This is a genomic window from Brevundimonas variabilis (assembly GCF_014199945.1).
Lineage (GTDB): Bacteria > Pseudomonadota > Alphaproteobacteria > Caulobacterales > Caulobacteraceae > Brevundimonas > Brevundimonas variabilis.
On sequence record NZ_JACHOR010000003.1, the window covers coordinates 240,800 to 260,339 of the forward strand.

A 19,540-nucleotide genomic window follows, 5' to 3' on the forward strand; every position below is an offset into this window, starting at 1 on the left:
AGATCATCTCTTGCCATGACGAGACACCGATGGCGTCTCGACGCTGGAACAGGATGCCATGACACCGACCGACGACGCCGAAGACCGCAAATACAGGGCCCCTGCTCTCGAGAAGGGGCTGGACGTCCTTGAACTGCTGTCATCCAACGGCGAGCCCATGACGCCGTCACAGATGTCGGCGACCCTTGGCCGGTCGGTCAGCGAGTTGTTCCGCATGATCCAGGTGCTGGAGTTTCGCGGCTATATCGAACAGTCCGCAGAGGGCTACCGCCTGACCAACCGGCTTTTCACCCTCGGCATGTCGCAGGCCCCGATCAAGTCGCTTGTCGATGTGGCCCTGCCGGTCATGCGCAGCCTGGCCGCCGAAACCTCGCAGTCCTGTCACCTGGTCGTCCCGTCCGGCGATCAGATCGTGGTGATTGCCCGGATCGAGGGACCGGGCGACCTCGGCTATTCGGTGCGGATCGGCTACCGACGCAACATCATCGAGGCGACCTCGGGACTGATGTTCTATGGATGCGCGAACGAACGCCAGAAGGCCGTTCTGCATGCAATTCTGATCGACGGATCCGGAGCGCAGAAGGTCAAACGGTTCGTGGCCGCTGCCGAGACCGCTGCGGCGGCTGGCCACGTCGAACGGGCCAGCGATTTCGTACGCGGCGTCACCGATCTGGTCGCGCCGATCATGGGGGCGGACGGTGTGATCGCGACCCTGATTACCCCGTACATCGAACGCACACCCCCCACCTGCCCGCTGGATGAAACCGTGACCCGCCTCCGCGCTGCGGCTGCGGCGATCTCCGAAGAAATGAGCGCTGTCTCGCAGGCCTGATATGCGCCTTCGGCGTTGACTTGCTGCGCGCCCTACCCCATTTTCGCCTGCAGAAATCTCTTTCACTTGTAAAATAGCCTCGGTTGCCGTCGGGCAATCCGCGCCAGGGAGGCGCAGCCCGGATGCCAGCCCTCTACAGCGATCTGAAGGGCCAGGTGGTCGTCGTGACCGGCGGCGCGGGCGGCATCGGCGAGGCCATTACCCGGGCCTTCCACGCCCAGGGCTGCAAGGTCGGCGTGCTGGACATCGACACGGCGCGGGGGGAGCGGCTGCAGGCCGAACTGGGTGCCGGCGTTTGCTTCGTCCCGTGTGACCTGACGGATATCCCGGCCCTGAAGGCCGCGATCCAGACCATCCGGGATGCCTTTGGTCCGGTCGAGATCCTGATCAACAACGCAGCCCACGACGAGCGCCATGAGACGCTCGAGGTGACAGAGGCCTATTGGGACGGGCGCATGGCCGTGAATCTGAAACACCAGTTCTTCGCGGCCCAGGCCGTGCTTCCCGACATGAAGGCGGCGGGTCGGGGATCGATCGTCAACCTGGGGTCGACATCCTGGATCATCGGCCAGGGCGGGATGGCGGCCTACACAGCCTGCAAGTCCGCCGTGCTGGGTCTCACGCGCTCGCTGGCCCGCGATTTCGGGGCCTTTGGCATCCGGGTCAATGCCATCGCACCCGGGTGGATCATGACCGAGCGCCAGCTCGAGCTATGGGTCACGCCAGAGACCGAAAAGGAAATCTACGCCAACCAGTGCCTGAAGCGCCGGCTTGTCCCCGATGACGTTGCGCGTGTGGTCGTCTTCATGAGTTCCGAAGAGGCGGGCGCGATCACCAACCAGCATCACGTCGTCGACGGCGGCTGGACCTGATCCCATGACCAAACCTCTTCGCAGCCGGGCCTGGTTCAACAATCCGGACAACCCCGACATGACCGCCCTGTATCTGGAGCGGTACCTGAACTATGGCCTGACGCGGCGGGAGCTGCAGTCCGACAAGCCGATCATCGGCATCGCCCAGACCGGCTCAGACCTCAGCCCCTGCAACCGTCACCATCTGGTCCTCGCCGAGCGCCTCCGCGAGGGTATCCGCGAGGCGGGGGGAATCGCGATGGAGTTCCCCGTCCATCCGATCCAGGAGACCGGCAAACGCCCGACGGCCGGGCTGGACCGCAATCTGGCCTATCTGGGTCTGGTCGAAACGCTTTACGGCTATCCCCTCGACGGTGTGGTCCTGACGATCGGGTGTGACAAGACTACCCCGGCCTGCCTGATGGCGGCTGCCACGGTCGACATCCCCGCCATTGCCCTTTCGGTCGGCCCGATGCTCAACGGATGGCACAGGGGCGAACGTACCGGCTCCGGCACGATCATCTGGAAAGCCCGGCAGATGCTGGCGGCCGGAGAGATCGATTACGAAGGCTTCATCGAACTGGTCGCCTCGTCTGCCCCCTCGGTGGGCTATTGCAACACCATGGGCACGGCGACGACCATGAACTCGCTGGCCGAGGCCCTGGGAATGTCCCTGCCCGGTTCCGCGGCGATCCCGGCTCCCTATCGCGAACGGGCCCAGGTCGCCTACGAGACCGGCCTGCGAATCGTCGAGATGGTGAAGGAGGATCTGAAGCCGTCCGACATCCTGACCCGCGAGGCCTTTCTGAACGCCATCGTGGTCAATTCGGCAATCGGTGGCTCCACCAATGCGCCGATCCACCTGACCGCCCTCGCCCGCCATGCCCATGTCGATCTGCCGCTGCAGGACTGGCAGACACACGGGCTCCATGTGCCCCTGCTGGTCAATCTTCAGCCCGCAGGCACCTATCTGGGCGAGGACTATTTCCATGCCGGTGGCGTGCCGGCCGTCGTACATGAGTTGATGCAGAAGGGGCTGATCCACGAAGGGGCCCTGACCGTCACGGGCAAGACGATCGCCGAGAACTGCGCCGGCCAGACGACCCACCTCCCGGATGTGATCCGGCCTTTCGACGCCCCTCTCAAGACCGACGCGGGCTTCGTCGTGTTCAGCGGCAACCTGTTCAACTCCGCCATCATGAAGCTGAGCGTGATCAGTCCGGAGTTCCGCGAACGCTATCTGTCCGACCCGGCCGACCCGAATGCGTTCGAGGGTCCCGCCGTCGTGTTCGATGGACCCGAGGACTACCACCATCGCATCGACGATCCGGCGCTCGGGATCACCGAGCGGACGCTGCTGTTCATGCGCGGAGCCGGACCGATCGGCTATCCCGGGGCGGCCGAGGTCGTGAACATGCAACCGCCGGCCTATCTCATTCGTCAGGGCGTCACCGCCCTCGCATGCATCGGCGATGGACGTCAGTCGGGGACCTCGGGCTCGGCCTCGATCCTGAACGCCTCGCCCGAAGCGGCCGCTGGCGGCAATATCGCTCTTCTTCGGACCGGCGACCGGGTCAGGATCGATCTGAATACCGGCAGCGCTGATATCCTGATCTCCGATGCCGAACTGGACCAGCGCCGCGCTGCACTCGACGCTGCGGGTGGATATGCGTTTCCGGCGTCACAGACCCCCTGGCAGGAGATCCAGCGTGGCATGGTCGGGCAGCTGGAAACCGGAGCCGTGCTGGAACCCGCGATCAAGTATCACCGCATCGTCGACCGGTTCGGCCTGCCCCGCGACAGCCATTGATCGCGTCTGTGACCGACACGCCAGAACTGATCTGGGACCTGAGGGCTGAACTCGGCGAAGGGCCGGTCTGGGTCGCACGCGACCGCGCCGTCTGGTTCGTCGACATCAAGGGCCGCAGGCTGCATCGCTATGGCGTGGACGACGGCTCGACGTCTTCCTGGGACACGCCTGATCAGACAGGTTTCGCCCTGCCCGCCGAAGATGGGACCATGGTCTGTGGGGTCAGGGGCGGGCTGCAGACGTTCGACCCCTTAACAGGCCGGTTCACGCCCTTGATCGCGGTTGAGGCCGACCGCCCGCAGAACCGCATCAACGATGGTTTTGTGGCGCCGGACGGCAGCCTCTGGTTCGGCACCATGGACGACAGCGAGGCCACGCTGAGCGGAGCCCTTTATCGCTATGCCGAAGGAGTCCTGACCCGTCACGATGACGGCTACCGGGTCACCAATGGCCCGGCCATGAGCCCGGATGGCCGGACCCTTTATCACAACGACACCACGCAACGCGGGGTCTACGCCTTCGATCACGAGGACGGCATCCTGAGCCGGAAACGACTGTTCGCAGAGACATCCGGCGGCTTTGCCGATGGTCTCTGCATCGACAGCCTGGGCGTGGTCCACGTGGGACTGTTCAACGGTTCGGGGATCGCGCGCTTTGCACCAACGGGTGAGGTCCTGCCAGGGATCGCCTTCCCGGCCCGTACGGTGACCAAGGCGGCCTTCGGGGATGACGACCTGAAGACGCTCTACTGCACCACGGCATGGCTCGGTCAGGACGCTGCGACACGGTCATCCGAGCCGGCGCTTGGCGGATTATACCGGCTGCGGGTCGAGACGCCGGGTCTTCCTCAGGCGTTCGTCCGGCTCTGACGTATCAGACGACTGTGGCCAGCAGATCGAAGCCCAGCATCGCCGCCCCGAACATCGCCCCGAAGGCGATCAGGAAAAAGATGGCTTCACGCCAGTGGTTGCCCCGCCGCTCAAGGTTCGGCACCGGCAGTTTGACAGGCAAATCACGCATCGTCCGCAGCTCCCGCGCCACAACCGCATAAGGGTGCACGGACAAGCTTGACGGAAGGTTGACTGGCAGGGTTAACCCCCGCTTAAGCCGCTGGCCTCTGCAGGAAGCGGATCGCGCTCATGGCATGGGCACGGACACCCAGTTCCAGCACATCCTCATTGACGTCGAAACCGGGCGAATGGTTTGGAGCGGCGGTCGCGGGATCAACGCCATCTGCGGTCCCCCCCAGATGGTAGAAGACGCCCGGAACCTCGCCCTGGAAATAGCTGAAATCCTCGGCCACGGTCGTGGGGGGCGAGGCCGGGTTCACATTGCCCGCTCCAGCCGCCTCCTCGAGCACCGGGGCCAGCCAGCCAGAAAGACCCGGATCATTGAACACGAGGGCTGCGTTCTGGCGTATCCCGAACTCGGAGGTCGCCCCATAGGCCTCGGCGACATGGCCGATCGCAGCTTCGGCCCGCTTCACCAGATCGTCTCTCTGGGCGATGTCGAAGGTCCGAAGGGTGCCGGACAGGACAGCCTGGTCCGGGATGATATTGTACCGCACACCCGCATTGACCGTGGCGATGGTGAAGACCGTCGGTGTGGTCGTCGGGTCGATGGTGCGGGCGGTCAGGGTGTTGACGGTCTCCACGACCTGTCCGGCCACGGCAATCACGTCAACACCGCGCCAGGGCCACGCCCCGTGGGTCTGCCGACCCTTGAGCACGATGTCGACCCGGTCCGACGCCGCCATGAAACCCTGCGGGCGATAGAAGATCGTTCCCGCCTTCCCGGGCACGACATGCAGGCCGAAGATCGCCTCGACCTTTGGATTCTCCAGCGCGCCTTCCTGAATCATCAGCCTGGCACCGCCCAGAGGCTCTCCCGGAGGGGCCCCCTCTTCCGCAGGCTGGAAGATGAAGACGACCGTGCCGGGCAGCTGGTCCTTCATCCCCGCCAGAACCTCGGCAGCGCCTAGCAGCATGGCGATATGGGCATCGTGACCACAGGCATGGGCCACGGGCACCGTGGCACCCTGGTAGGTCCCCGTGGCGGTCGAGGCGAACGGCAAACCCGTTGCCTCCAGCACCGGCAGCGCATCCATGTCAGCGCGCAGGGCGACCACACGGCTGCCGCCTGCGCCGCCGCGCAGGACGCCGACGACGCCCGTCTTGCCGACCTCGGTCCGGACCTCCATACCCAGCGCCCTCAGCCTTTCGGCAACAAAGGCGGCCGTGCGGGTCTCGGCAAAGCCCAGTTCCGGGTTCTGGTGCAGATCGCGTCGCCAGGCGATGACCTGGGGCGCGATGGCAGATGCCGCCGCCCGAACCTCATCGGCCATGGCGTCCTGCGCCGAGGCGGTTCCGGCCGAGCCGAGCGTGAGGGCAATCGCGAGGGCAGCGAGGGACGGGCGCATGATCAATCTCCGGTCAGTTCAGGATGATGGGGCCGCGCGACGTCGTCACGCAAGCACCTTGCGCATCGCCCCCGACTCACCGATCTGCGTACCATGGCCATCAAGACCGCAAAGACCGAATGGCGCGACGTCGTGCTGGTCTGCAAGAAATGTTCGAAGAAGCTGGACGGCAAGGGCTTCGGCCCTGACGGCGATACAAGCCTGCGCAAGGCCCTGCGCAAATACATGAAGGTCAAGAAGGGCCGTAAGTCCGAGCTGGCCATCATCCAGACGGGCTGTTTCGACATCTGCCCCAAGGGCGCGGTCGTCGCGGTCAACGCTGCAAATCCCAAGGCCTTGCTGATCGTTCCCGCCGGTGCCGACCTTCTGGAGGTCAAGGATCGTCTGGGGCTTCAGGATCATCGCCGGGCCAAGTCCATGTTCAAGATCGTTGCGTCCGGCGGCGGCGGCGAGGTCTAGGCCGCAATCGTGAGCGAAATCATCAATCTGAACCGCGCCCGCAAGGCCCGCGCCAGGGCAACAGCTGGCGCGGCTGCAGCATCGAACCGTGGGCTGCACGGCCTCACGAAGGCGGAAAAGCAGGCCGCGAAGGCCGAACGTGATCGCGCCGCACGCCTTGTCGACGGCCACAGGCTTGAGCGTCGCGATCCGGATGCGACTGACCAACCGGAATCCGGGCGCTCCGAATAGCCTCGGCTATCCAGCCTTGGGGGCCTTGATCAACAGGCCCTGCCCGGCCAGCACCAGCGCAAGTCCCGCCAGTGCTGCCCAACCGAACGTGGCTCCCTCGAACAGAACCGACACCCCCATGGCAATCGGCGGCGTCAGGGCCGAGATATAGCTGGCCAGCGCATACCCTCTGGCCCGTGCGATCGTGAAATACAGACCGAACGCGATCACAGACCCGAACACCGAAAGGTAGAGCAGCGAACCCAGATAGGCGGCCGTCGGTTCGATCGTCCACTCCACCCCGGTTGCCATTCCGAAAAGGACCAGCAGACCCGTGCCATAGGCCATGGCCCAGGCCGTCGAGGGAATGACGGCAGACCCGGCCTGCTGGCCCCGGAAAGCGAAGAAATTGCCGAAGGCGGAAGCCAGCACGGCACAGAAGGCAAAGCCGACCCCAGCGACGGCACCACTGCCCAGTCCGCCCTCCTTAAGCGCCTCGGCCCCGGACAGGACTGCAACACCGATCACGCCGAGCACGGCCCCGGCCCACGCCGCCATCGCAGCCTTCTGGCCCGCCGCAATCCGGAACAGGATCAGGTTCATCAGCGCCAGCGAGGCAAAGATCACAGCCACAACGGCCGAGGCGATCCGGCCTTCTGCTGCATAGGTGAAGCTGTAGCTGACCGAAAAGGCGAACATGCCTTGGAAAAGCGCGGCCAGATGCTGCTGCCGGGTCAGCTTCAGCGGTTGCCGGAAGATCAGACAACCCACGAACAGCAGGATCGCAGCCAGTCCAAACCGCCAGACGATCGAGGCCACCGGATCGACCGTGCCGAGCTGGAGGGTGATCGCGAACCAGGTCGTACCCCAGATCATGGCGCAGATGGCCACCCCGCCCAGGGCAAGCAAGCCGGCAGACGGGCGGAAGGGTGTCCTGGCAGTCAAGGCAGACTCATTTTCGGGCGGGGAGTTCCGGAGGGCTCCCGATGGACCGTTCGTACTGCGACTGCAATCACGTCCCGGCGGGAATCAGCTCGGTGATCAGCCTGCGCGGAGCTTCAGAGCCATCCGCGTCTCTGCGGGCACAGCGTGGTAGAGACTGGCCGGCCGGATTCCCAGCCGGGCCCGCGCTGTCTCCAGTGGTTCGGCAAACAGAGCTTCATAGTTCAGGCCCGGCAGCCAGCGCGCGGCCCGACCGTTCCGGTACGCCTGCCAGACCGCCCGTCGCGCCGGGATTGCACGGTTCTCACGCTGGATTTCGCGGGCCGCGCCCCAGCCAATGGCAAGGAAACCCAGATTGCCAGTCTGCGCATACGAAAAGGACACCACACAGGCCTCACCAAGGGCGTCGGTCCCATATCCGGTCAGGACGTGCCAGATGTCATGCACGTCGCGAATTCGCCTGGAATACCAGACCACAGGATGCTGGGCGTCGACCGGCGCGCCGATCTTTCGCGCCTCGTCAGCCAGTCCTTCTGCCGTAAAGCCTCGCGCATTCCGGAAGTCACGATAGGTCGCGCCAACCGTCCCGGGCTCGAACTGCGCCAGCCAGGTCGGATCATCCAGATAATGAGCCAGTTCCTCGCGCAGGAACGCCTGCCGTCCGCCCTCCACCGTCCTCAGCATGCGGTTGTAGCCGCGCCCGATCGAGCGCCCCGACAGGGCACGCATGATCTCGAACACCTGCCGGGTGTCTTCCTTGTCAGCGATCAGCTTGCGGAACGCCCTGAGTGCCGTCAGTGGCCTGAGGCGCTGGGGTTCCATCCGTTGAAAATCGGCGGTGACGGTCATCGTTGGCTCCGACGGTTGCTTTGTCCTAAGCCAAAACCGGGATCAGGTGAACACCGATCATGACGCAGCACATGGCCACGGTTCACGCTCCCAGCTATCGTCGACGACATGCTGAAGAAACGCTCCGTGGTCCTTGCCGGTCACGCAACATCCGTCGCTCTCGAGCCAGAGTTCTGGGCGATACTGGATCGGATCGCCGGGGAGCGCGACCTTAGCCATGCCGGTCTGCTCGTGTGGATCGACCAGACACGGGGACGACGACCGCTGGCGTCAGCCTGCCGGGTCCTTGCTCTGGAGTGGGCTGCAGCGCAACCGAAAGGATAGTCCGACCCGCAGGCCGGAGGGTGACGATCAGCAACCCCTCGCGCGGCATCTGATCGTCATGCCTTGCTAGCCTGCCGGCGCGGGGCTCGGGAGTTCCGGCATCTTCGGCGCTTCCGGCAGATCGGGTACAGATGGCGCTGGAACATCAATATTGACGTCCAGATTTGTATCCCCCGCCTCCTGCGTCGGCGCATTGTTGAGGAACAGCACGGCCGCAATGATCAGGGCGATCACGACAAGTGCCCCGATGATCAGGCCTGCGCCTCCGCCACTTGATCTTTCCGCAGCGACATTGACCGTCGTCTGATGCACCTCGGCGGGACGTTCGGGCGGGATCATGTTGGGATCAGTCATGCCAATATCCTCAGTTCGAGCCAGGAACGGCAGGGGCGGACACTTCGGGAAGATCGACGTCAACATTGATATCGCGCGTGTCGTCGGCCGCACCGCTGCGGCCAAACATGAACCAGGCCAGCACGGCTACGACGACCAGCAGGCCGCCTACGATAAAGGCTAAACCGGCGTTCCCGCCGCTACCATTTGTATTTTCAGCCATTTGCCGCCCTTCAGGATCCGTGGATCGATAGCGACCAAACGACGCGATCCGGTCACGGTTCCGTGAGAATGCGTCGCAGAACGTTCAGGATCATGAATGGTGTTCAAGACCGTCACGCTTGGCCTGCTGCCGTGTGCTACATATGTTCTCCGAATCCGCATGCCGTCCGAGAGCGTCTGTCCCCGTGTCTGAACCCCTGCCCGCGCCCCGCATTTCCGACCTCGCGCGCTCGCGCGGCCCGGGCGGCGTGGACCAGGGCACCCCGGACTATCTGGCGGGTTTGAACCCGGAGCAGCGCGAGGCCGTGGAGACCACCGAGGGTCCCGTTCTCGTTCTTGCCGGCGCGGGGACGGGCAAGACACGCGTCCTCACGACCCGTCTGGCGCACATTCTGGCCACCGGTCGGGCGCGTCCGTGGGAACTGCTGGTGGTCACCTTCACCAACAAGGCCGCCCGCGAAATGCGCGAGCGCATAACGGCCCTGATCGGGCCCTCGGCGGAGGGCCTGCGCTGGCTGGGCACATTTCACTCGGTCGCCGCACAGATCCTGAGACGCCACGCCGAACTGGTCGGCCTGAAATCCAGCTTCACGATTCTGGACACCGACGATCAGGAACGGCTGCTCAAGCAGTTGCTGGAGGCAGCCAACATTGACACCAAACGCTGGACGCCCAAGTCCCTTTCCGGCCTGATCGACCACTGGAAGAACCGTGGCTGGACGCCGGAAAAACTGCCGCCGTCAGAGGATTTCGCCAACGGAAAGGGTCACGCCCTTTACGCTGCCTATCAGGCAAGGCTGGCGACCCTCAACGCCTGCGACTTCGGCGACCTTCTGCTTCACAACCTGACGATCCTGTCGAAACACGCCGATCTCGCCGAGGAGTATCGTCGGCGGTTCCGATACATCCTGGTCGACGAATACCAGGACACCAACGTCGCCCAGTATCTCTGGCTCCGGCTGTTGTCGTCCTCGACCGGAAATGTCTGCTGCGTCGGCGATGACGACCAGTCGATCTATGGCTGGCGGGGGGCCGAGGTCGACAACATCCTGCGCTTTGAAAAGGACTTTCCAGGCGCAAGGATCGTCAAGCTGGAGCGCAACTACCGTTCCACCAGCCACATCCTCGGCGCGGCCTCGGCCCTGATCTCCGCCAACAAGGATCGACTGGGCAAGACCCTGTGGACCGAGGACCAGAGCGGCGACAAGGTCCGTGTCCGCGGTGTCTGGGACGGTGAAGCAGAGAGTCGTCTGATCGCGGACGAGATCGAGACTGCCCGCCGTCCACACGCAGGCGAACCCGGCCTGAAATACAAGGACATGGCGGTCCTTGTTCGCGCATCCTTCCAGATGCGGGCCTTCGAGGAGCGGTTCGTTCTGCTGGCTATTCCCTATGTCGTCATCGGTGGGCCGCGCTTTTTCGAGCGCGCCGAAATCCGCGATGCCCATGCCTATCTGCGGCTGATCCAGTCCGAGGATGACGATCTGGCCTTCGAGCGTATCGTCAATGTCCCCAAGCGGGGCATCGGCGAGACCAGCGTCCAGAAGATTCTGCAGATCGCGCGGCACAATGGTGTTTCGGCCATGACTGCCGTTCGCGACCTGATCACCTCGGACGAACTTCAGGCCCGCACACGCACCGCCCTGTCGACCTTCGTGCGCGATTTCGATCGCTGGCGCGCTCTAGCGGCCGACACCCGCCACTGGTCCCTGACCGAGATCGTGCTGGAGGAGAGCGGCTATACCGACATGCAGAAGGCCGACCGCACCACCGGCCAGACCCGCCTCGATAACCTCAAGGAACTGGTGCAGGCGATGCAGTCGTTCGAGACGCTGGGGGCCTATCTCGAGCACGTCTCTCTGGTCATGGACCTCGATCGCGGGGCTGGCGACGATGCCGTCCAGATCATGACGCTGCACGGGGCCAAGGGACTGGAGTTCCCGCTGGTCTTCCTGCCGGGCTGGGAGGAAGGCGTCTTCCCGTCACAGCGCAGCATCGACGAGAAAGGCGAAAAGGGCCTCGAGGAGGAACGCCGCCTGGCCTATGTCGGCGTGACACGAGCCAAGCAGGACGCGCGTATTTCCTTTGCCGCCAACCGCCTCGTCTATGGCCGATGGACCAGTCAGCTTCCCAGTCGTTTTGTCGACGAACTGCCCATGGCCCACGTCGAGGCCGAGAGCGACACCGGCTATTACGGAGCCTCGGCGGGCATGAAGGAAGCCAAGTCCCGCTGGGACGACACCCCGGTGTTCGGCAGCGGCTATTCCTCACCGGGCTGGCAACGGGCCCAGGCCTATACCGCAAAGCAGAGCCCGACCGATCGTCCCGCCCGCAAGGCCCTGATCGAAGGCGAAGGCCGCCTGATCGCCACGGCCGACCCCAAGGCGGGCGGCAATTGGGCCAGGGGCGAGCGCGTGTTCCACCAGAAATTCGGCTACGGCAACGTCCGCGTCATCGAGGGCAACAAGCTGCTGATCGAATTCGAGAAGGCCGGCGAGAAGCGGGTGATCGACACCTTCGTCGAGAAGGTCACGTAACCGAGGACCATCGGCCCATCGAACCCTTCGTTAAGCACGATACGTCACCCTGCGCATCGTGACCCGCGCCCGCCCCGACCCCGACTTCAGCGAGCCCGCTCCGCCCCTGTGGGAACAGGTCGCGGCCCTGATCGTCCTGGTGATGCTGACCCAGGCGCTGATCGGACCCATCTTCGCACCCACCCAGGAAGAGACGCCGATCCTCCGCCTGGTCTGGTTGCCCATCTATGCCATCATCGCAGGCCTGTGCGTCTGGCGCTGGGAACGACTGGTGCGGGTCTGGCCGGCCGTCCTGATGCTGTTCCTGATGGTCCTGCATGCCTTTGCTTCGAAATACTGGTCCATCGATCCGGGCGTGACGCAGCGAAGGGTGATCGCCCTGGCCATCACCGGGGCCTTTTCGATCTATCTGGGAGCTGCGTTCCGGGGAGCCCACTTGCCGCGGCTGCTCATGATCGGCGGGCTGCTGATGGGGATCGGAAGCCTGGTCATGGTGTTCGCCTTCCCCGCAATCGGGGTTCACCAGGCCGAGAATTTCGGGCTCTGGCGAGGCATCTGGTACGAGAAGAACCAGATGGGCATCGTCATGGTGGCGACCGGCACGGCGGCGGCTGCCGTGCTGGCGGCAAAGGATCGTCTTGACCCTGTCGCCCTGGTCACGATTGCCCTGTGCACAGGTCTCATGCTGATGACCCAGTCCAAGACCTCGCTGCTGTGCATGGTCATAGGACTCGGCGGCATCGGTGCGCTCTGGGCGATGCGCAAGGGCGGCGCGGCCTTTGCCATCGTCTGTATCTGGGTCGGCGTGATCCTGATGGCGACGGCAAGCTATCTGTTCATCACCAATCGCGAGCTCGTGCTGCAGGCATTGGGCAAGGACCCGACCCTGACCGGCCGGACTGACATCTGGGCGGCCCTGATGCGCATGGTCGATCAGCAACCCTGGACCGGGTTTGGCTACAGCGCCTTCTGGGGACGGGACTCGATCCCGGCCCTGATGATCCGTCAGGAGACGCAATGGGCGGTGCCGAGTGCGCACAATGGCTGGATCGACCTGCTGGTCCAGCTGGGTTGGCCAGGAGCCCTTCTTGTGGGCGGGGTCATCGCGATCGCAGCGATCGGCACTGTGTTTCGTATTCCTGTCGCTGGCGCCCGCGAAGGCTATTTCAGCATCGCCTATCTAGTGCTCTTCGTGCTGCTGTCGCTGTCGGAGAGCGTGCTATTGAATCAGTCCAACCTGCCGTGGACGCTTCTGCTGGCGATCCTCGCGAGGGCACTGGCTCCGGAGCCGGAGCCGATCCGCACCCCGCAGCTTTATCGGCATCTTGCCGGTCGGACGAGACAGGCCTACCAACCCGGCTCCCGAATCGCCGCACAGTACGCCCATGGGCAATCCCGCAGACCTATTCGCCTTTGACGATGAACCGACGCCGCCGAAGCCGGCCGCGCCAGAACCCGCGCTGAAGCCTCAGGCTGCCGCGCCGGCGGCGCCTCGCTCGCCGGCGGCGCCGTCCACGCCTGTCATACCCGGCAGCTACTCCGCCTCCTCGATCGAGGTGCTGGAAGGGCTGGAGCCGGTTCGCAAGCGCCCGGGCATGTATATCGGCGGCACCGACGAACGCGCCCTGCATCATCTCTTTGCCGAAGTCCTCGACAACGCCATGGACGAGGCGGTGGCCAAGCATGCCAAGTCGATCTGGGTCGATCTGGACGCGGATGGCGTCCTGTCGGTCCGTGACGACGGACGTGGCATCCCGGTCGATCCTCACCCCAAGCATCCCGGGAAGTCGGCGCTCGAGGTCGTGATGACCGTGCTGCACTCGGGCGGGAAATTCTCGGGCAAGGCCTACGAGACCTCGGGTGGTCTGCACGGGGTCGGGGTCTCGGTCGTCAACGCCCTGTCGGACCGGCTGGACGTCACCGTCTGGCGCGATGGGTTCGAATGGAAACAGTCGTTCAGCCGTGGCCTGCCCCAGGGACCGATCGAACAGTTGGGGGCGTCGAAGAAGCGGGGCACCCTGATCCGTTTCCATCCTGACGCAGAGATCTTCGGTATCGGCGCGGCCTTCAAACCGGCCCGGCTGTTCCGGATGACCCGGTCGAAGGCCTATCTGTTCCGGGGCGTCCAGATTCACTGGACCTGTGCCGAGGACCGGATCACCGACGCGACCCCGGCTCAGGCGACCCTCCATTTCCCCGGTGGCCTGGCTGATGCCCTGTCGGAGCGGATCGGCGAAATCGAGACTGTGACCCCCGCCTTCACCGGCCGCGTCGAGCGCCAGAGCGAGGCCGGCGCCGTCGAATGGGCGGTGACCTGGTCGCCGATCGGGTTCGGCGATGCCGACGGCTTTGTCAGTTCCTACTGCAATACCGTCTCGACGCCTGACGGCGGGACCCACGAGGCGGGGTTCCGTGCGGCGCTGGTCAAGGGTCTGAAGTCTTACGGCGATCTGACGAACGAGAAGCGTGCCGGCCAGATCACCGCCGAAGACGTCATCGCCAATGCCGGTGCCATGATCAGTGTCTTCATCCGGAACCCGGAGTTCCAGGGCCAGACCAAGGACCGGCTGTCCTCGCCGGATGGGCAGAAGATCGTCGAGGCCCTGATCCGTGACCCGCTGGATCACTGGCTGACCGAGAATCCGAAGCAGGCCAACGTCCTGCTGGGCTTCGTCATCGAGCGCGCCGAGGACCGGCTGCGGCGTCGCAAGGACAAGGAGGTCCAGCGGGCCGCGGCGACCCGCAAGCTGCGCCTGCCCGGCAAGCTCAGCGACTGCAGCCGTCAGTCTGCCAATGGCACGGAGCTGTTCATCGTCGAGGGCGACTCGGCCGGTGGCTCGGCCAAACAGGCCCGGGATCGCACGACCCAGGCCATTCTCCCGTTGCGGGGCAAGATCCTGAACGTCGCCAGCGCGACGGCCGACAAGCTGAGGGCCAATATCGAGCTCAGCGACCTGATCCTGGCGCTGGGTGTGACCCCGGGTCCGCGTTTCGACATCGAACAGCTGCGTTACGAGCGCATTGTCATCATGACGGACGCCGACGTGGACGGGGCTCATATCGCGGCCCTGCTGATCACCTTCTTCTATCGCTCCATGCCCGAGGTGATCCGCCAGGGTCGTCTGTTCATGGCCCTGCCCCCGCTGTATCGCCTAAGCGCTGGCCCCCTGTCCGACTACGCCCGCGACGAGGCGCATCGCGAGGAGCTGATGCGCACGACATTCAAGGGCAAGAAGGTTGAGCTGGGCCGGTTCAAGGGCCTGGGCGAGATGATGGCCTCCCAGCTGAAGGAGACCACGATGGATCCGAAGAAGCGCACCCTGGCCCGTGTCACCCTGCCCGAAAGCGAGGACGAGATCGAGGATCTGGTCGAGCGGCTGATGGGCAAGAAGGCGGATGCCCGCTTCCGGTTCATCCAGGACAACGCCCAGTTCGCCGTGGCCGATCTGGACGTCTGACGGAACCGGATCGGCCCTGGCCGCGCTTCCGGCGTCCTACCGGAAGGCAAACATGTCCCAGACCGCCCTGATCCCGATCGAACTGTCCCCGCTCGAGGCGCGGGATTTCGATGCACCGCGCGTCTGCCTGACTGGCGAGGTCGACTACGCCATGTATGACAAGTTTCGCGCCCAATGCGCTGCGGCACCGTGCGATGGGCTGATGGTCATCGAACTGTCGACCCTTGGCGGCGATCCGGAAGTCGCCCGGATGATGGGCGAGGACATCCGCTATCAGAGCGAGCTGCACCCCGAACGTCGGATCGTCTTCCTTGGGAAGGCCGCCATTTATTCGGCTGGCGCAACCTTCATGAGCTTTTTTGCAAGGCCCAACCGCTATCTGACCCGGGGTACGCGGCTGATGATCCATGAGCGCAAGATGGACAAGACGCTGCAGATCGTCGGGCCGTTGACCACCTGCATCGCCTCCGTTCGCGCCATGCTGCACGAACTGGAACACTCGATCATCATCCAGAACGAAGGCTTCGAGAACCTCATCAATGGTTCTGATGTGACGATGGACGAAGTCCTGCGGCTCGCGCCATCGAACTGGTATCTGGAAGCGCAGGAAGCCCAGGCACGGGGGCTGATCGAAGGCGTGATCTGATCCCAGGAGAGGCAGCTAGAGGCGGAAGGCCGCCTCAAGCAGGCCCATCTGGCTCAGCACCGGATTGACCTCGGGTTCGTCGGGCGCGTCCAGATACATGCGGCGGTCCAGATAGAGCACCCGGTCGAACAGCTTCTCGGCCCGTACGGTATATTCCACGAGGGCGATGGGCAGTTCGGGGTGGCTGGGTTGGGCGTCCAGTGGCCGCTCTGACAGGCGGTAGCGGGCATCGGCCGCAGCCTCGGGGGTCATGTCGCCTTCCCGGACAGCGCGCTGAACCAGCAACCAGGAAGCGACCTGCATCAGGCGCGTGGTAAGCTGCATGCTGTCGGCCGCGTAGGCAAGGGCCGCCGCTCTCGACAGCAGACGCGACTCGCGACGCCCATCGCCATCCAGATAGGCGGCCGTTTCCTCTACCAGATCCATGCCGTCCTGAAACGTACGCTCCAGCAGGGCCGATCGTGCAAAATCTCGGATCTCGCGAGCGCGGGCAGTCTCGGGCGGGGTCAACGCGTCAGTCATGAAGTCCTTCATAGCCATGATTGGCTCGCTCGCCCATATCGTCCGGGCCAAAGCGTACCCGGACCGGATGGTCTGCAACGCCCGTGCCATGTCCCTGACAGGCGAAAAGACGTGTGCGGATCGTCTATTGTCCGAAATTGAACAGGGCGTCGGCCGCAGATTTCTTGGCCGACTTGGCCGCGATCGCGGCCCGGTCTCGCGCGATCTCGGCCTCGAGCGCCGCAATCCGCTCCGTCAGCTCTTCGACCGAATAAAGATCAAGATCTTCACGGCCAAGCGCCGCCAGGGCCGCCCCGCGCTGGGGACGCGGGTCCAGATCATCGAATGTCATCATCGCCTCCGTCGTGGCCAGAGCCAGTCTCAATCCCTATCTCAACGCTTCGAAAGTCCAATTTGCAAGAAAGCCCGACATGCGTGTGATCGAGATCTCCGGAGGCTCCGGACCGGCGGAGGCGCTGATTGCAGGACAACGGCCGGATCCAGTGGCCGATCCGGGACAAGTGCGGGTCCGTGTTCGTGCGGCGGGCGTCAATCGTCCCGATATCTTCCAGCGTCTGGGCCGTTACCCGGCGCCTCCGGGGGCCTCTGACATTCTGGGGCTGGAGATTGCCGGGGAAATCGATCAGGTCGGAGCGGATGTCACGGACTGGAAGGTCGGAGACCGCGTCTGCGCCCTGCTGGGTGGCGGAGGGTATGCCGCGTTCGCGGTGGTGGACGCGCGGCACGTATTGGCGATCCCGAACGGGGTCGATTTTGTTCAGGCGGCCGCACTGCCCGAAACGGTCTTCACAGTCTTCACCAATGTGTTCGAGGCGGGGGCCTTGAAGGCCGGAGAAACCCTGCTGATCCATGGCGCCACCAGCGGCATAGGCGTGACCGCCATCCAGATGGCCAAGGCAGCCGGTGCCCGGGTCATCGCCACCTCGAGAGGACCGGAGAAGACGGCAGCGGCGAAGGCACTGGGCGCCGACATCAGTCTGGATGCCCGATCCGACGATTTCGCCACCCGGATCGCCGAAGCCGGCGGCGTGGATGTGATCCTGGACATGGTCGCGTCGGACTATGCGGCCCTGAACCTGGAGGCTTTGAAACCCTTTGGCCGGTGGGTCGTGATCGCGACGCTGTCGGGGTCGAAGGCGGAAATCGATCTGGCCAAGGTCATGATGAAGCGGATCACCCTGACCGGTTCGACCCTGAGAGGTCGATCAGCCGATGAAAAGGCCCGGCTGACCCGGGCGGTTCGGGACACCGTCTGGCCCTGGGTCACCGCCGGTCTGGTCCGCCCACCGGTCGAGGCGACCTTTCCGCTCGAACAGGCCGCTCTCGCCCACCTCCGGCTGGAAGCAGGCGAGCACATTGGCAAGATCGTGCTGACGCTGGATCAGTAGCGGCCGCGCAGGGGCCTGAGCGACGAAATCCGGTCGTTCATGCCCCAGCGGTCCAGATTGCGAACATCATTGCTGAACACCTGGCATTGCCCCCGGAAGTTGGAGTCGGTGCAGGCTTCCCATTCCCCGCGGAACGTCATGGAGCTGACCGCATCGTTGAGACCGGTGCTGCCCAGGTTGGGCACAGCGCCCTGGAATGTGGCCTGCTCACCCCGGAAATTGGCGTCACGATAGAGCGTGATGGAGTTGCGCCCGCCGTTGAAACCGCCGCCGTTGCCCCAGTCTGGCCGGTCATCCCCACCGGGCCGCCCGGGCCGTCCCCCATCCTCGAAATCGCCGCGCTGGCCGTTGCAGACCAGCAGGCCGTTGTCATTGCCGATGTCGCTGTCCGAACAACGGTTCAGCTGGATAGAGGACTCGCGCACATTGCGCCGGGTGTCCCTGCAATCGGCATACAGGCGCCCCTGGTTCACATAGGCCCCTGTGCAGCTCTGCTGATAGCTGCCGCGCGGCGCGCCACGCTGCTGGGCTTCTGCCGTCTGAGGCACACTGGCAAGACCTGCCATCAGGGCCAGTCCGGCGGTTGCGACGATGATCGATTTCATGGCGATGACTCCCTCTCCCACACTTCCATAGTGCGTCTGAAAGACCAGTGTTTACCAGTCCGCATGAACCGTGGCTGTACGGCGTCGTCGGGGATCGTTTTCTTTTGCGCCAAAGCGGACTATAGAACGACCATCGCGCCCGGCCGAAAGGTCGGGCGCCGCCGTTTCCAGCGCCCTGTTCCGGGCTGAATCAATCTTCGGGAATTACGCCCATGACCGACATCCTCATGCCCAAGGCCACTGCGGTCTGGATGGTGGACAATACGTCGCTGACCTTTGACCAGATTGCAGATTTCTGTGGCCTGCACCCCCTCGAAGTCCGTGGCATCGCCGACGGCGACGTCTCGCGCGACATCCGCGGGGTCGATCCGATCACCGGCGGCCAGCTGACCCGCGAGGAGCTGGACAAGGCCCAGGCGGACGAGAGCTATCGTCTCAAAGCCATCGTCAGCCGCCATGCCGAGCTGCTGAAAGTTACTAAGGCTCCGCCGAAATATACCCCGGTCTCGCGTCGCCAGGATCGCCCTGACGCCATCATGTGGTTCGTCAAGAACCACCCCGAAGTGACCGACGCCCAGATCGCCAAATTGCTGGGCACCACCAAGTCCACCATCGAAAGCGTGCGCAACCGCACCCACTGGAACAGTCCGCAGATCAAGCCGGTCGATCCCGTGACCCTGGGCCTCGTCGGGCAACTGGCGCTGGACGATCTGGTGTCCAAGGCGGCGGCCAAGAAGAACAAGGACGATCTCAAGAAGAGCGGGGGCACTATCCAGCCCGTCGACGAGACACCGGCCGAGCCGGAGTTCGTGCCGGAAGAGCGCGAGCGCCGCGGCGCGGAGCCAACAGCCGCCTCGGTCTTCGGCACCGGAAACTGAAACGAAAACGGCCCCGGGATCACTCCCGGGGCCGTCTGGTTTCGGTCCGGACCCGCTAGTGGGCGCGGCTCTCGAGACTGGTGATTTCTTCCTTCAGCCTGAGCTTTCGTCGTTTCAGCTCCCTGACTTGAAGCGGGTCCACGGACGGTCTGTTCACTTCCTGCCGGATCACCGTGTCCAGTTGGCGATGACGGTTTCCCAGTTCGCGGATTCGGGCTTCGATGGTCATGGCTTGCGCCTCCATGTCTAACGGAC

Annotated in this window: 23 protein-coding genes; 13 read left to right on the forward strand and 10 right to left on the reverse strand. The window is 64.4% G+C overall.

Annotated features, from left to right (window positions below; genetic code table 11):
- Positions 1-58 precede the first annotated feature (58 nt).
- The 4 genes from GGR13_RS09845 (at position 59) to GGR13_RS09860 (ending at position 4,362) form a co-directional block, all read left to right on the forward strand.
- A complete protein-coding gene (locus GGR13_RS09845; protein ID WP_183213357.1) occupies positions 59-832 on the forward strand; it encodes an IclR family transcriptional regulator in 774 nt (257 codons plus the stop codon).
- A 122-nt stretch (positions 833-954) separates the two neighbouring features.
- A complete protein-coding gene (locus GGR13_RS09850; protein ID WP_183213358.1) occupies positions 955-1,704 on the forward strand; it encodes an SDR family NAD(P)-dependent oxidoreductase in 750 nt (249 codons plus the stop codon).
- 4 nt (positions 1,705-1,708) lie between these two features.
- Entirely contained in the window at positions 1,709-3,493 is a 1,785-nt protein-coding gene (locus tag GGR13_RS09855) for an IlvD/Edd family dehydratase (RefSeq protein ID WP_183213359.1), read from the forward strand.
- 8 nt (positions 3,494-3,501) lie between these two features.
- On the forward strand, positions 3,502-4,362 hold the full coding sequence (locus GGR13_RS09860; protein ID WP_183213360.1) for an SMP-30/gluconolactonase/LRE family protein: 861 nt from the start codon (positions 3,502-3,504) through the stop codon (positions 4,360-4,362).
- 4 nt (positions 4,363-4,366) lie between these two features.
- Here GGR13_RS09860 and GGR13_RS09865 read toward each other — a convergent pair whose 3' ends face one another.
- Together GGR13_RS09865 and GGR13_RS09870 are read right to left on the reverse strand one after the other, a co-directional pair.
- Positions 4,367-4,513 carry a hypothetical protein gene (locus GGR13_RS09865; protein ID WP_183213361.1) on the reverse strand — a complete coding sequence of 49 codons (147 nt, stop codon included), beginning with the start codon at positions 4,511-4,513 and terminating at the stop codon, positions 4,367-4,369.
- A gap of 82 nt (positions 4,514-4,595) precedes the next feature.
- Complete coding sequence (locus GGR13_RS09870) at positions 4,596-5,912, reverse strand: amidohydrolase (RefSeq protein WP_183213362.1); 1,317 nt, start codon at positions 5,910-5,912, stop codon at positions 4,596-4,598.
- 93 nt (positions 5,913-6,005) lie between these two features.
- Here GGR13_RS09870 and GGR13_RS09875 point away from each other — a divergent pair, with 93 nt between their 5' ends.
- Together GGR13_RS09875 and GGR13_RS09880 are read left to right on the forward strand one after the other, a co-directional pair.
- The gene (locus tag GGR13_RS09875) at positions 6,006-6,371 is read left to right on the forward strand and encodes a hypothetical protein (RefSeq protein ID WP_183213363.1); all 366 of its coding nucleotides are present in this window, start codon (positions 6,006-6,008) and stop codon (positions 6,369-6,371) included.
- Between the two features lie 9 nt (positions 6,372-6,380).
- A complete protein-coding gene (locus GGR13_RS09880; RefSeq protein ID WP_183213364.1) occupies positions 6,381-6,602 on the forward strand; it encodes a DUF4169 family protein in 222 nt (73 codons plus the stop codon).
- A 6-nt stretch (positions 6,603-6,608) separates the two neighbouring features.
- Here the strand turns inward: GGR13_RS09880 and GGR13_RS09885 are convergent, their stop codons facing one another.
- Together GGR13_RS09885 and GGR13_RS09890 are read right to left on the reverse strand one after the other, a co-directional pair.
- Positions 6,609-7,526, reverse strand: a complete 918-nt coding sequence (locus tag GGR13_RS09885; RefSeq protein ID WP_246347790.1) for a DMT family transporter — start codon at positions 7,524-7,526, stop codon at positions 6,609-6,611.
- Positions 7,527-7,622: 96 nt separating this feature from the next.
- Positions 7,623-8,372 carry a Coq4 family protein gene (locus GGR13_RS09890; protein ID WP_183213365.1) on the reverse strand — a complete coding sequence of 250 codons (750 nt, stop codon included), beginning with the start codon at positions 8,370-8,372 and terminating at the stop codon, positions 7,623-7,625.
- Positions 8,373-8,480: 108 nt separating this feature from the next.
- Between GGR13_RS09890 and GGR13_RS09895 the strand changes: the two genes are divergently transcribed.
- Positions 8,481-8,696, forward strand: a complete 216-nt coding sequence (locus GGR13_RS09895) for a ribbon-helix-helix domain-containing protein (protein ID WP_183213366.1) — start codon at positions 8,481-8,483, stop codon at positions 8,694-8,696.
- 66 nt (positions 8,697-8,762) lie between these two features.
- On the opposite strand, the gene GGR13_RS09900 is transcribed toward GGR13_RS09895, so the two are convergent.
- Complete coding sequence (locus tag GGR13_RS09900; RefSeq protein ID WP_183213367.1) at positions 8,763-9,050, reverse strand: hypothetical protein; 288 nt, start codon at positions 9,048-9,050, stop codon at positions 8,763-8,765.
- 10 nt (positions 9,051-9,060) lie between these two features.
- Complete coding sequence (locus GGR13_RS09905; RefSeq protein WP_183213368.1) at positions 9,061-9,252, reverse strand: hypothetical protein; 192 nt, start codon at positions 9,250-9,252, stop codon at positions 9,061-9,063.
- Between the two features lie 142 nt (positions 9,253-9,394).
- Here GGR13_RS09905 and GGR13_RS09910 point away from each other — a divergent pair, with 142 nt between their 5' ends.
- The 4 genes from GGR13_RS09910 to GGR13_RS09925 are packed head-to-tail and all read left to right on the forward strand — an operon-like array spanning position 9,395 to position 15,892.
- The gene (locus GGR13_RS09910) at positions 9,395-11,788 is read left to right on the forward strand and encodes an ATP-dependent helicase (protein ID WP_183213369.1); all 2,394 of its coding nucleotides are present in this window, start codon (positions 9,395-9,397) and stop codon (positions 11,786-11,788) included.
- Between the two features lie 58 nt (positions 11,789-11,846).
- Complete coding sequence (locus GGR13_RS09915; protein ID WP_343060343.1) at positions 11,847-13,205, forward strand: O-antigen ligase family protein; 1,359 nt, start codon at positions 11,847-11,849, stop codon at positions 13,203-13,205.
- Positions 13,174-15,246, forward strand: a complete 2,073-nt coding sequence (locus GGR13_RS09920; RefSeq protein ID WP_183213370.1) for a DNA topoisomerase IV subunit B — start codon at positions 13,174-13,176, stop codon at positions 15,244-15,246. Before GGR13_RS09915 ends, GGR13_RS09920 begins: the two co-directional genes overlap by 32 nt.
- Before the next feature lie 52 nt (positions 15,247-15,298).
- Positions 15,299-15,892, forward strand: a complete 594-nt coding sequence (locus tag GGR13_RS09925; RefSeq protein WP_221230598.1) for a peptidase S14 — start codon at positions 15,299-15,301, stop codon at positions 15,890-15,892.
- A 15-nt stretch (positions 15,893-15,907) separates the two neighbouring features.
- Here the strand turns inward: GGR13_RS09925 and rcdA are convergent, their stop codons facing one another.
- Positions 15,908-16,414 carry a protease adaptor protein RcdA gene (gene rcdA / locus GGR13_RS09930; protein ID WP_183213371.1) on the reverse strand — a complete coding sequence of 169 codons (507 nt, stop codon included), beginning with the start codon at positions 16,412-16,414 and terminating at the stop codon, positions 15,908-15,910.
- A gap of 124 nt (positions 16,415-16,538) precedes the next feature.
- Positions 16,539-16,778, reverse strand: coding sequence for a DUF1192 family protein (locus GGR13_RS09935; protein ID WP_425486084.1), 240 nt, complete (start codon positions 16,776-16,778; stop codon positions 16,539-16,541).
- A 46-nt stretch (positions 16,779-16,824) separates the two neighbouring features.
- Between GGR13_RS09935 and GGR13_RS09940 the strand changes: the two genes are divergently transcribed.
- Positions 16,825-17,802: an NAD(P)H-quinone oxidoreductase gene (locus tag GGR13_RS09940; RefSeq protein WP_183213372.1), complete on the forward strand. Its 978-nt coding sequence runs from the start codon at positions 16,825-16,827 to the stop codon at positions 17,800-17,802.
- Here the strand turns inward: GGR13_RS09940 and GGR13_RS09945 are convergent.
- Positions 17,796-18,407 carry a beta/gamma crystallin-related protein gene (locus GGR13_RS09945; protein WP_183213373.1) on the reverse strand — a complete coding sequence of 204 codons (612 nt, stop codon included), beginning with the start codon at positions 18,405-18,407 and terminating at the stop codon, positions 17,796-17,798. The two genes, GGR13_RS09940 and GGR13_RS09945, sit on opposite strands and share 7 nt — an antisense overlap.
- Before the next feature lie 212 nt (positions 18,408-18,619).
- Here GGR13_RS09945 and GGR13_RS09950 point away from each other — a divergent pair, with 212 nt between their 5' ends.
- Complete coding sequence (locus tag GGR13_RS09950) at positions 18,620-19,285, forward strand: DUF1013 domain-containing protein (protein WP_183213374.1); 666 nt, start codon at positions 18,620-18,622, stop codon at positions 19,283-19,285.
- Between the two features lie 55 nt (positions 19,286-19,340).
- Here GGR13_RS09950 and GGR13_RS09955 read toward each other — a convergent pair whose 3' ends face one another.
- A complete protein-coding gene (locus GGR13_RS09955; RefSeq protein ID WP_183213375.1) occupies positions 19,341-19,514 on the reverse strand; it encodes a YdcH family protein in 174 nt (57 codons plus the stop codon).
- Positions 19,515-19,540: the final 26 nt, after the last annotated feature.

Coding starts and splice junctions, on each gene's coding strand:
- GGR13_RS09845 (WP_183213357.1), top strand. CDS start 59: ATGACACCGACCGACGACGCCGAAGACCGCAAATACAGGGCCCCTGCT.
- GGR13_RS09850 (WP_183213358.1), top strand. CDS start 955: ATGCCAGCCCTCTACAGCGATCTGAAGGGCCAGGTGGTCGTCGTGACC.
- GGR13_RS09855 (WP_183213359.1), top strand. CDS start 1,709: ATGACCAAACCTCTTCGCAGCCGGGCCTGGTTCAACAATCCGGACAAC.
- GGR13_RS09865 (WP_183213361.1), bottom strand. CDS start 4,513: ATGCGTGATTTGCCTGTCAAACTGCCGGTGCCGAACCTTGAGCGGCGG.
- GGR13_RS09870 (WP_183213362.1), bottom strand. CDS start 5,912: ATGCGCCCGTCCCTCGCTGCCCTCGCGATTGCCCTCACGCTCGGCTCG.
- GGR13_RS09875 (WP_183213363.1), top strand. CDS start 6,006: ATGGCCATCAAGACCGCAAAGACCGAATGGCGCGACGTCGTGCTGGTC.
- GGR13_RS09890 (WP_183213365.1), bottom strand. CDS start 8,372: ATGACCGTCACCGCCGATTTTCAACGGATGGAACCCCAGCGCCTCAGG.
- GGR13_RS09895 (WP_183213366.1), top strand. CDS start 8,481: ATGCTGAAGAAACGCTCCGTGGTCCTTGCCGGTCACGCAACATCCGTC.
- GGR13_RS09900 (WP_183213367.1), bottom strand. CDS start 9,050: ATGACTGATCCCAACATGATCCCGCCCGAACGTCCCGCCGAGGTGCAT.
- GGR13_RS09905 (WP_183213368.1), bottom strand. CDS start 9,252: ATGGCTGAAAATACAAATGGTAGCGGCGGGAACGCCGGTTTAGCCTTT.
- GGR13_RS09910 (WP_183213369.1), top strand. CDS start 9,395: ATGTTCTCCGAATCCGCATGCCGTCCGAGAGCGTCTGTCCCCGTGTCT.
- GGR13_RS09920 (WP_183213370.1), top strand. CDS start 13,174: ATGGGCAATCCCGCAGACCTATTCGCCTTTGACGATGAACCGACGCCG.
- GGR13_RS09925 (WP_221230598.1), top strand. CDS start 15,299: ATGTCCCAGACCGCCCTGATCCCGATCGAACTGTCCCCGCTCGAGGCG.
- rcdA (WP_183213371.1), bottom strand. CDS start 16,414: ATGACTGACGCGTTGACCCCGCCCGAGACTGCCCGCGCTCGCGAGATC.
- GGR13_RS09940 (WP_183213372.1), top strand. CDS start 16,825: ATGCGTGTGATCGAGATCTCCGGAGGCTCCGGACCGGCGGAGGCGCTG.
- GGR13_RS09945 (WP_183213373.1), bottom strand. CDS start 18,407: ATGAAATCGATCATCGTCGCAACCGCCGGACTGGCCCTGATGGCAGGT.
- GGR13_RS09950 (WP_183213374.1), top strand. CDS start 18,620: ATGACCGACATCCTCATGCCCAAGGCCACTGCGGTCTGGATGGTGGAC.
- GGR13_RS09955 (WP_183213375.1), bottom strand. CDS start 19,514: ATGACCATCGAAGCCCGAATCCGCGAACTGGGAAACCGTCATCGCCAA.